Below are 10,492 nucleotides of genomic sequence, written 5' to 3'. Positions count from 1 at the left end.
GAGCGCGCGTTCCGCGCGCTCGCCAGCCGCCAGCGGTCGCCCTCAGCCGTGTGGCCTCATCGGGCAGGGTCGAATTCGGTGTCGGCGTCGGGAGTCGAGTGTCTTTCCCTCTCGGGAACCGCCGTCCTCAGTCCCGCCGGGCGAGCACGAGCGCGCCGGCCCACGCACCGACCAGTCCGGCTCGCGCGGGCGTCGTCTCGTCGCGGTCCGGCAGCGCGTCGGCGGGGTCGGGCACCGCGTCTGCGTTCGTCGCGTCCGCGTTCGCGCCTGCATCGCCGGTCGCGTCCGGCGCGACGAGTGCCGCGGAGTCGTTCTCGGAGGCGGTCGTGGTGTTCTCCCCGCTTCCGTCGTCGGTCACGGTCGTCGTCTCGACGGTGTCGTTTCCGGCGGTCCCGTTCTCGGTCGTCGTCTCGTTCTCGGTCACCGTCGAGTTGTCCGGGGCCGTCTCGTTGCCGCTTGCGGTCTCGTTACCTGCGGACTCGTTGCCCTGCTGGATCTGGATCGACTCCTCGGTGAGCTCGACCGACACCGGGTCGTCGCTCTCGCCGATGACCTGCGCCTCGGTCACGTTCGCGGTGGCGTTGTGGAACGTCACCGAGTCGTTGGCGAACTCCTGGGGCGTCTGGAACTGGTAGGGACCCTGCGCGCGGACGCTGACGTTGGTGTAGCCCTGCTCGGGACCCCACTGCTCGTAGCCCGCCGAGGAGTACGGCAGCGTCATCGTGAACTCGCCGTCCGGCCCGGTCTCGGCCTGCTGGCGGTAGGTGAACGCGCCTTGCTGGTCGGCCGGCGACAGCCGGACCGACGCGGTGACCGTCGTGTTAGCCGGGCCGGTGCCCTCGACCGTCGCGCCGGGCACGCGCTCGAACGTCTTCACCCACGAGGGCGAGGTCCGGAACAGCGCGTTGGGGTTCTGGATACCGGCCTGCTGGAGCTGTCGGAACTCGCTCCGGAGCACTCGCGAATACTCCGAGGAGTTCGTGGCCGAGGCCTGACTCTGCTCGACGACCCGGTAGTGCTCCATCGCGGGCACCGTCTCGCTCGGGAACGGGCCGATACCGCCGATCTTCGCCGTCGAGTCGTTCTGGACGAACTGGCGTGCCTGCTCCATCGTCTGGAACTGCCGGACCAGCGTGGCGTTCGGGCCCGACGGGTTGGTCTTGACCGTGGCCGTCTGGCCGTCCGGCGTCTGATACGTCTGGGCGTTCCAGTCGATTACGACCGGGCTGGCCTCGGCCCGGCTCCCGTGGTAGAGATAGAGCCGCGCGACCGTGCTGTCGTAGTAGCGCTGGCTCTTCATCCGGAAGGCGACCTGTGGGCTCTGCTGGTTCTGCCCGGTCCGATACACCGTCTCGTAGAAGTCCGTGGCGGAGACGTTGTCGTTGAACACGGTCGGCGCGGAGAACTTGGAGGTCGGCTCGGCCATCTTCCAGTCGACCATCACGTACCGTGTCTCCTCGCCGTCCTCACCGAGATCGTCGATGATCTCGTTCGACCGCTCCTCGCTCGGCGCGAGCAGGTAGCGCGCGGCGGTGGTCGCGCCCTCCTGGAACGGGTTGGCGTTCGGGATGCGCTCGCCCTCGGCGGTGATCCAGTGGCCGTAGTCCCACCACGACATCACGCCGTACGCGCCCTCGGGGTAGTCGAAGTCGCCGCCCTGCTCGTGATAGGTGCCGTAGTAGTCGAGCTCACCTGCGTTTCCTGCACCGCCGTAGTTGCCCTCCTCGGGCGTGTTGTTCGCCATCCAGTCGAGCGAGTCGTCCCAGTTGGTCACCGCGCCGGGACCGACGCCGCTGGCCGCCGACATCGCGGTCTGCGTGTTGTCGAACGACTGGACACCGGTCGACCCGATGTTGGCGGGCCAGACGAGCACGGGCGTCATCAGCAGGACCACGAAGATTATCGCCATCACCTGATAGCCCTCGACCTCCGCCAGCGCCTCGCGGCCGCTGACGCCGGTGAGGTTCACCAGCGCGAGGATGCGGGCGACGAGGTAGGCGTTCAACACGGCGACTGGCACGACGAGGTAGTAGTTGAACCGGACCTGCGTGAACGCGGCAGCTGTGATGAACGCGGCCCACACCAGCACGAGCAGGTACTCGGCGCGGTGGTCGTCGGTCCGGTACGTTCGCCAGACCAGCCAGACCGCCGCGAGAACCGCGGTGAACAGCATCAGCCCGTACTCCTGAAGGATGACGTCGTACCACTCGATGCCGTACTGGGGCTGGACGCCGCCGGGACCCTCTGAAAGGAACGGCTGGGCCTCGCCGATGGTCCGGGTCTGTGCGCCCGCGCTGAAGCCGACAACCCGGACGAGGTTGGTCTGGACGAGGCTGAACAGCGACGGGAGGGCGACGTAGACGAACCCGACCAGCGCGAGCGCGAGGCCGCCCACGGTCGCGGGGTACAGCGACGTGGCGAGGTCTCGGTCGTCCCATTCGCGGGCGAGCCACGCCATGAACACGCAGCCCAGCGCCACGCCGAACGCGAGCAGCGGCTGGAGCGGCGAGAACTGGGTCGGGCTCATGTCGAGCGTGCCCAGCGGGACCAGCATGAGCAGCCCCGTCACGGTCATGCTGACCGCGCCGACGAGCGCGAGGTGGTCGGGGCTGACCCCCCGGACGTAGTCGGCGGTCAGCTTCAGCGCGAAGAAGACGCCGAAGATACCGATCAGGAGGACGCCGGGCGGCCACGTCCAGAGGTAGAACGCCGTCGCGATGCCGGCGAGCGCGCTGTAGGCGACCGGGCGGCGGAGCGCCGCGACGTCGCGGTCGGCGAGCAGTTCGTACACCGGTTTCTCGCGCTCGGCGACGCTCAGCGCGACCATCATGGCGAGCAGCGCGAACGTCTGGAACAGCGGCTCGGCGACGTTGTGGTCGGCGAAGCCGACGAGGCTCCGGTTGAGGAACGTGCCGGGGAACAGCGCGAGCACGATCGCCGCGAACAGCCCGCCGGGCCTGCCGCCGAGGCGCTTGCCGACGAGGTAGGTCGGGATGACGAGGAGCGCGCCGAACACCGCGGGGGCGACCAGCAGCGACTTCGCGACGAGCGTCGAGGAGGGGTCGCCGAGGCCGACGATCAGCGCGCCGGTGGCGACGAGCTGGTCGAATAGCGTCCCGAACTGCCCGACGCTGGTGCCGAACGGGAAGTAGGTCCACGGGTCGAACGGCATGGTCGAGGGCCAGTTCTGGACGGTGTAGGTTACCTGTCGGAGGTGATACCACGCGTCGTTCCCCTTGAGGAACACCTCGCCGTCTCTGATGAAGTTTCCGTACGACTGGAGCCGTACCCACAGCATGAAGGCGACCGCGGCGGCGAGCACGGGGACGTGATACCAGTCCTCGAAGGTCTCGAGGAGCGACTCGGAGGTTTCGGTCGGCTCCTCGACCTGCTCAGTCTGCTGGCTCATTAGGTTGAGGAAATGGGAAAACGCGCATAAGCCTTATGACTTCCAGTTTCGACACGTTCGAGTCCGACCTCATAGATCACCCCTCGGACCGCTCGCGCGACGCGACCACCTGCTCGTACACCGGTCCGAGCACGTTCCCGACGGTGAGGCGGAAGTGCGAACTCGTCAGGGAGAGCGCCGCGAAGTACACCGCCGCGCCGAAGCCCACGAGCCCGACGACCGGGAGCCAGTGGTCGAGCGCGACCATCCCCCGGGCCTCGCTGACGACGAGGAACATCGCCACCGCGCTCGCAGTCTGCGCCGCGATGGGGGTCGGGAAGATGACGCCGCCGAACAGTTCGCGGCAGAGATACTGATACGCGAAGAACATCACGACTTCCGCGAGCAGCGTCGCGCCGATGACGCCGAGCAGCCCGTACTCGGCGGCGAGCAGTACCGCGACCGGGAGGTGGATCGCCAGCCCGAGGAGGCTCACCCGGAAGGTGAGCTCCGGCCGATTCGTCCCGTTGATCGCGGATTCGAGCGGGATCTGGTAGATGTACACCACGTAGAACAGTGCGACGCCAACCAGCGCCGCCCCGCCCGCGCCGAACTCGGAGCCGAAGAACGTCCGCATCAGCACGTCCGGGAGCGCGAGCGCCCCGAAGAACATCGGGACGCCGAGCAGTCCGGCATAGGTCATGGCGTTGGCCACGTCCTCGCGCACGTCCTCGCCGAGCGACGACTGGCCGCTGACCTTCACCTCCAACGGGTTGCTGATGCTGGCGGTCAGCTGGGAGGCGGGCAGCACCAGCCGGAGCGCGGTCTCGTAGAACCCGACCGCACCGGTACCGACGAACCACCAGATGAGCAGCGGGTCGGCGCGCTTGTAGAGGTCGTTGACGAGCGAGCTGGGGATGGACCACCGGGCGAACTTCCCGGTGTAGTCGAACGTCTCGCGCGAGGGAACGGCTGGCCGGACGCCGCTGACCACCGCGACGACCCCCGCCGTGAGGAAGCTCGCCAGCGCGAGGCCGAGCAGGATGCCGAACGCCTCCATCCCGAGGTACAGGAGGACGACCTGGAACAGGAGCGTGACGACGCTGCGGACCGTGTCGAGCCAGAACGACCGGCCGGGGAACCCGATGCCGGCGTAGAACCGGTTGAGTATCTGGAACGAGCCGACACTGCTGAACACGAGGACGATGCCCAGTACGTCGTCGGCCCCGATGCCTCTGACCGGGAGCGCGGGCGACAGCGCGACGAAGGCTATCGTCACGACCCCGACGTAGACGACGTGGACCGCGAGTCCGACCCCGAGGTACTCCGCGGGGTCGGTGTCGACCTCGCTGACGCGCTTCTTGATGGCCGTCGCGAGCCCCGCCGAGACGCGGACGAGCATCAGGGCGATGGCGAGCGCGGTGTAGTAACGGCCGACTCCCGCGTTGCCCAGCACTCGCGCGAAGATCATCACGCCGACGAAGCCGAACGCCGACATCGTGAACTTCGCGGCGGCGGAGACGAGCGCCTCCCGGCCGATGTCCAGGTCAGCCGTGCTCATCGTTGGGAAGTCGTCGCGTTCATCGTTCCGAGGCTGTCGCGTTTATGGTTCCGAGGAGCCTACTCATCGTTCGGTGGATGCCGGTCTCATCGGTCAGAGGTAGCCCAGCGCTTCGAGGTCGTCGTGGGGGAGTTCGTCTTTCCGCACCGGTCGGGCCGCGCCCTGCTCGAACTCCTCTTTCGCCGCGACCAGCTCGTCGTCCTCGGCGGGGTCGCCGTCGAGGGTGACGACGCCGTCGTCGGTCGCCACGTGGTCGCGGTTCATCGCGGCGTGGTTGCCGTTCGAGGCGGCATACGCCGTTTCGCGGTCGATCGACCCGTGGTTGTACGCCTCGCCGAGCAGGAGCGTCGGTACGTCTACGAGGCTGAGCACGTCGCTCTCGACCGAGATGTTCCGGGTGGCGAGCGGGAGTCGGAGTAGTTCGGGACACATGGTGGCGTGGTGGCCCCACTCGCCGTACTCGCCGAGGAGTTCGCCGTGGTCCGAGACGAACACGACCCGCGTGTCGTCGGGAATCGCGTCCCAGAGCACCGCCAGCCGGTCGTCGAGTTCCTCGACCTCGCCGCGGTACAGTTCCCGGACGAGTTCGGCGTCGCGCTCGCTGCCCCGACCGTCCAGCACCCGGCGGGTTATCTGCTGGGCCTCCCCGCGAGAGATGGGGCCGTCGTCGGGGTTGTACGGGTGGTGGGGCTCCATGAAGTGGAGCCAGCCGAACCACGCGTCGCGGCCCTCCGTAGCGTCGAGGAACTCCGCGATCACGTCGGCCGCGGGTCGGTAGTCGCGCTCGACCGTCGACACGCGCCGCTGGACCGACTGGACGACGTTCCAGACCCGCGAGGCGATCCCGAACAGCGTGCTCTGGGGCGTCATGTGCTCGGCGACTCTGTCTTTGAGCCCCTTCTCGTCGCGGCCGGGCGCGGTGAACTCGTCGAAGCCGAGGTCGTAGCCGTACCGCGGCGAGAGGAAGCGGTTGGTCGAGACGCCGTAGGAGTACGAGGCGTCGAGTTCGACCGCGACGTTCGAGTCGGCGTCGACGCCGACCTCGCCGGGGTAGATCCCGCCGACGATGGACTGGAAGCAGGAGGGTGTCGCGGTGTTGGTGGCGAACGTCGCGGGATGAGAGTCGCCGAGGAACTCCCGGGTCGCGGTCATGTACCGGTAGTGGTCGTACCGGAGCGAGTCGACCGTGACGAGGAGGGTGGTGTCGGTCATCGGATCACCCGGAGCGTCGCGTCCGTGGCGGAGAGCGATGGGATCTCGTCGGTCATTGGAATCACTTGTACCCAAGCGCGCTTAAGCGCTGTTCAACGTCGTCGTCCGTGACGTGGACCTCCTCGGCCTCGACGGTGGGTTCGTACTCGCCCGAGTCGGTGGCCGACAGTTCGACCCACGGTACCGTCTTGAGAATCGGAATCGGGACGTGGCGATAGTGGCCGTACAGCCCCCACTCGCCGAACGCCTCCCCGTGGTCGCTCGACACGACGAGGGTGTCGGCGTCGATGTTGTCGAGCAGCAGGTCGACCTCCCCGAGCACCCACCGGAGGTTGTCTCGGTAGGCGGCCCACGCCTCGGCCCGGTCGAGGTCGCCCATCTGGAGCAGGTCCCACACCGTCCGGTCGTAGTCGCCGTCCCCGAACGACCGCACGTCGAGCGACCGGTACGGCGTGTGGGGCTGCATGTAGTGGACGACGAGCCGGTCGGGGTCGCGGTCGCGCGCGACCCGGATGGCTCGGTCGGTGACGCTCCGGGGCGGGATGCCGTCGAACTCGTCGTCCCACGCGTAGCGCCACACCTCGTCCAGCAGGCCGAACGCCTCCGGTCCGACGGGGAACTCGTCGCCGAACCGCTTGGTGTGTGCGTTCGCGGTGACGTACGCCGTACGCGAGATCTCGTCGGCGTACTCGGGCGTGAAGTTGTCGTGGAGCCACTCCCACGAGGTCGACCCGAGCGAGGTGAACGACGGGACCTCGCTCGGAACGAACTCGTACTCGTCGGCGACCTCCGCGAGCACGTCGACCCGGCAGGTGTCGAGCAGGACCAGCACGTCCCAGTCGCGCTCGTAGACGGGCGTCCCGTCCTCGTCGAGGCCCAGCCCGTGACACGCCCGTCTGGCGAACCCGCCCCAGAAGTCGTAGGCGGCCGACCGGGTCCCCTTCCGGGGACCGTACGCCGACAGTTTGAACCGCGTCTCGGCGAGCCAGTCGGTGAACGTCATCCGAAATCGTCCTCTCTCATCTGTCTCACGCGTCGTCACCTCGTCTCATTTGTACCCCAGCGCTTCGAGTCGGTCGGTCACCGCGTCGTCGGTCGTCTCCTCGTCGTCGGCCTCTTCGACTTCGAGGTCGAGTTCGGGCTCGTACGCCTCGGTGTCGGTCGCGCTGGTCTCGATCCACGGGACGCGCTTGAGCGCCGGGATGGGGACGTAGTCCGGGTGGGCGTAACACCACCACTCGCCCATCGCGTTCGCGTGGTCGCTAGAGATGACCACGGTATCGGCGTCCGCGTTGTCGAGGAACAGGGCAACGTCTTCGAGCACCCATTCGAGGTTGTCCCGGTAGCCCTGCCACAGTTGCTCGCGCGACAGGTCGCCGTCGAGCAGCCGATGCCACGGCCCGCGCTCCTCGCCAGTGCCGCCGTCCTTGACCCCGAAGTTCTCCTCGGGGTCGCCCCACCGGAAGCCGGCGTCGGGCATCGAGCGGAACGGGACGTGGGGCTGGAGGTAGTGGACGACGAGTCGGTCGGGGTCGAGGTCTCGCTCGACCTGTATCGCCCGGTCGGTCAGCGGCCGGGGCGGCATCAGGTCCCGCTCGTCGTCCCACGCGTAGCGCCACACCTCGTCGAGCAACTGGAACTCCTCGGGGTCGAGGTCCCGGGTGAACGGGTTGCCCGAGACGTACGCGGTGTCGGCCTTCTCCGCGGCGTACTCCTCGCCGAAGTTCTTCTCCATCCACTCGGCGGACATCGACGCGGCCGAGTCGAACACCTCGAAGTCGGGGTCGAGGAACGGGAAGCGCTCGCCCTCCTCGAAGGCGACTTCCCGCATCAGGTCCACGCGGCACGCGTCGAGGACGAGCAACACGTCCCAGTCGCGCTCGTAGATGGGCTCGCCGTAGTTCCAGACGTCCCGGCCGAACCGCCGGAGCATCCCGACCCAGAACTCGTTGGCGGACGCGACGGCTCCTCGCTTCGCGCCCATCGTTCGGAACCGCGTCCGGGTCTCCTCGAGCCAGTCGGCGAACGTCATAGGTAGCCGAGGTTCTTGAGTCGGTCCTCGTACTCCGCGTCGCTCACGTCGACGTTCTCGGCTTCGGTCTCGGGCTCGTACGCGCCGGTGTCGGTTGCGGAGAACGTCACCCACGGGACGCGCTTGAGCGCGGGGATCGGGATCGGGCTCTGGTGGCCGTACACCCACCACTCGCCCATCGCGTTGCCGTGGTCGCTGGAGATGGCGACCGTGTCGGCCTCCAGGTTCTCCGACAGCAGCTCCATCTCGTCGAGGACCCACTCGAGGTTGTCGCAGTACGCCTCCCACACGAGGTCGTGGGGCACTTCGCGGTCGCGGAGCCGCCGCCAGAGGGTCTTGTGCCGGCTCGGCGCGGGGTTGTCGAGCCCGACCTCGAACCGGAACCACTCGGGGTGGTCGTCCACCAGCGAGCGGAACGGGAGGTGGGGCTGCATGTAGTGGACGATCATCTGCTCGGCGTCGCTTTCGCGCCACACGTCGATGGCCCGGTCGGTCATCGTCCGCGGCGGGACGACCCCGTACTCGGTGTCCCAGCCGTACTTCCACACCTCGTCGAACACGTTCAGCAGGGTCGGGTCGGGAACGTCCCGCGAGTGGGGGTTCGCGGTCACGTAGGCGGTGTTCGAGAGCTCCTCGGCGTACGTCTCGGGGTCGAACGTCTTCGCGATCCACTCCGGCGAGCGCGAGGCGACCGAGTTGGTGGCGTGTCGCTCCGGGTCAAACCCCTCGAGCACGTCGTAGTTAGTCCGCTCGGCCACGTCGGCGATGAGGTCGATCCGGCACGCGTCGAGGACCAGCAACACGTCCCACTCCTCGTCGTGGACCGACTCGCCGTAGTTCCAGACGTGACGACCGAAGTGGCCGAGCGCGCCCGCCCAGAACTCCTGGGCCGACGCGTACGCTCCCTTCTTGATGCCGTCGTGTTTGATTCGGTCTCTGCTCTCGTCGAGCCAGTCGCTGAATGTCATTGTCGCTGTGTCGTCGCTGTCATTGTGATCGTTTCCGCGCCTGCTTCGCGTTCGGGTCGATGGCGGCGTCCTCGACCGCCTCCGCGACGACCTCGCGCATCTCCTCGCGGAACCGGTCGGCGCCGTAGCGCTCGGCGAACGTCGCGATCTCGGCGGCGTCCCAGTCGACGCCCTCGCGCTCGAAGCGCTCGACCGACTCGCGGATGCTCGCGGGGTCCGGGTCGTGGAGCAGGCCGTTCTCGCCGTCGCGGACCTGATACTTGGTGTAGCCCTCCTCGACGCCGAGCACGGGCGTCCCGCTGGCGAACGCCTCGACGGGGATGATGCCGAAGTCCTCGTTCATCGCGTTGAACAGGACGGCTCTGGCCTCGCCGAGCCGGCGGCGCTTCTCCTCCTCGGACATGTAGCCCACGAACTCGACGTTCGGGGGAGCCAGTCGCTCCAGCGTCTCGCGCTCCTCGCCCGCGCCGCCGACGACCAGTTTCGCGTCGAGTCCCTCGAACGCGCGGACGATGGCGTCGATGCGCTTCTCGGGGATGAGCCGCGAGTAGGTCAGGTAGTAGTCGGCCGTCTGGCGGGGTTCGTACTGCTCGACGTTCACCGGCGGGTAGACCACCGAGACCTTCTCCTCGGGGACGCCCCAGTACCGCCGGAGGCGGCGCGCGACCAGTTCGCTGTTGGCAACGAACCGGTCGGGGAACTTCGTGTTCGCGAGGAAGATTGTTCGGGCGGCGAACGCGTACAGCCGCGAGGGCAGGGAGGTCGCGCGCTGCTGGAACAGGTCGTAGGGCACCCGTGGCGTGCTGTGGGTGTAGTGGACGACCACCTGCTCGTCCTCGGGCACGTACCAGCTCAGCTCGTTCTTCGAGAGCACGACCACGTCGTAGTCGGTCAGCTCCGGGATGCGCTGGGCGTTCCACGCGTAGTAGAGGTCCCGGAGGAACACCGACCGCTTCACCATCGAGATCGGCGATTCCTCGTAGAGGCTGCGGGCCTCCACGTCGTCGGAGACGTTGTCGTGGTCGCCGAACCCGTAGTACAGCGGCGCGTCGAACGTGCGAGCGAGTTCGTCCGAGAGCGCTTCGGCACCGCCGCGTTCGAGGTAGTTGCCGTGCGCGATGGCGATAGATTCGTCTTCCATGCGGTTCTGTCGATTCTGGGTTTTCCTGACGGACAGTTAACTGTGTTCATTCGCGAATATCCGGGCGTCACCGTCGGATAACTGGCCGGTCGTGGCCCGGCTCGGAACTCCCTTGCGCGCTCGCTGTCGTGCGTGCTCTCCGGCGCTCGCTGTCGGCGTGCTGTCCGGCGCGCGCAGTCCTGCGCGCGCC

At 67.9% G+C, this 10,492-nt stretch carries 7 protein-coding genes; all 7 read right to left on the bottom strand.

What is annotated here, in order from left to right; all coding sequences use genetic code 11:
* Window positions 1–127: 127 nt before the first annotated feature.
* On the bottom strand, window positions 128–3,409 hold the full coding sequence (locus DPQ64_RS18015) for an oligosaccharyl transferase, archaeosortase A system-associated (protein ID WP_115865679.1): 3,282 nt from the start codon (window positions 3,407–3,409) through the stop codon (window positions 128–130).
* A 76-nt stretch (window positions 3,410–3,485) separates the two neighbouring features.
* Window positions 3,486–4,949, bottom strand: coding sequence for a lipopolysaccharide biosynthesis protein (locus tag DPQ64_RS18010; RefSeq protein ID WP_115865678.1), 1,464 nt, complete (start codon window positions 4,947–4,949; stop codon window positions 3,486–3,488).
* A 93-nt stretch (window positions 4,950–5,042) separates the two neighbouring features.
* The gene (locus DPQ64_RS18005) at window positions 5,043–6,161 is read right to left on the bottom strand and encodes a sulfatase-like hydrolase/transferase (RefSeq protein WP_115865677.1); all 1,119 of its coding nucleotides are present in this window, start codon (window positions 6,159–6,161) and stop codon (window positions 5,043–5,045) included.
* 61 nt (window positions 6,162–6,222) lie between these two features.
* Window positions 6,223–7,164, bottom strand: a complete 942-nt coding sequence (locus DPQ64_RS18000) for an alkaline phosphatase family protein (protein ID WP_115865676.1) — start codon at window positions 7,162–7,164, stop codon at window positions 6,223–6,225.
* Window positions 7,165–7,209: 45 nt separating this feature from the next.
* Window positions 7,210–8,193 (bottom strand): hydrolase, encoded by a 984-nt coding sequence (locus DPQ64_RS17995; protein WP_115865675.1) that lies wholly within the window; start codon window positions 8,191–8,193, stop codon window positions 7,210–7,212.
* The gene (locus DPQ64_RS17990) at window positions 8,190–9,161 is read right to left on the bottom strand and encodes an alkaline phosphatase family protein (protein ID WP_115865674.1); all 972 of its coding nucleotides are present in this window, start codon (window positions 9,159–9,161) and stop codon (window positions 8,190–8,192) included. Before DPQ64_RS17990 ends, DPQ64_RS17995 begins: the two co-directional genes overlap by 4 nt.
* A gap of 19 nt (window positions 9,162–9,180) precedes the next feature.
* On the bottom strand, window positions 9,181–10,302 hold the full coding sequence (locus DPQ64_RS17985; RefSeq protein WP_115865673.1) for a glycosyltransferase: 1,122 nt from the start codon (window positions 10,300–10,302) through the stop codon (window positions 9,181–9,183).
* Window positions 10,303–10,492 lie beyond the last annotated feature (190 nt).

Origin of the sequence: Halorussus litoreus (assembly GCF_003382685.1) — an archaeon.
GTDB classification, from domain to species: domain Archaea; phylum Halobacteriota; class Halobacteria; order Halobacteriales; family Haladaptataceae; genus Halorussus; species Halorussus litoreus.
The sequence above is the reverse complement of the archived record's forward strand: the minus strand, read 5'-3'. Positions and strand labels throughout refer to the sequence as shown.

What these genes read in the sequence shown, in the direction of transcription:
- DPQ64_RS18015 (WP_115865679.1), bottom strand. Translation starts at nt 3,409, where the DNA reads ATGAGCCAGCAGACTGAGCAGGTCGAGGAGCCGACCGAAACCTCCGAG.
- DPQ64_RS18010 (WP_115865678.1), bottom strand. Translation starts at nt 4,949, where the DNA reads ATGAGCACGGCTGACCTGGACATCGGCCGGGAGGCGCTCGTCTCCGCC.
- DPQ64_RS18005 (WP_115865677.1), bottom strand. Translation starts at nt 6,161, where the DNA reads ATGACCGACACCACCCTCCTCGTCACGGTCGACTCGCTCCGGTACGAC.
- DPQ64_RS18000 (WP_115865676.1), bottom strand. Translation starts at nt 7,164, where the DNA reads ATGACGTTCACCGACTGGCTCGCCGAGACGCGGTTCAAACTGTCGGCG.
- DPQ64_RS17995 (WP_115865675.1), bottom strand. Translation starts at nt 8,193, where the DNA reads ATGACGTTCGCCGACTGGCTCGAGGAGACCCGGACGCGGTTCCGAACG.
- DPQ64_RS17990 (WP_115865674.1), bottom strand. Translation starts at nt 9,161, where the DNA reads ATGACATTCAGCGACTGGCTCGACGAGAGCAGAGACCGAATCAAACAC.
- DPQ64_RS17985 (WP_115865673.1), bottom strand. Translation starts at nt 10,302, where the DNA reads ATGGAAGACGAATCTATCGCCATCGCGCACGGCAACTACCTCGAACGC.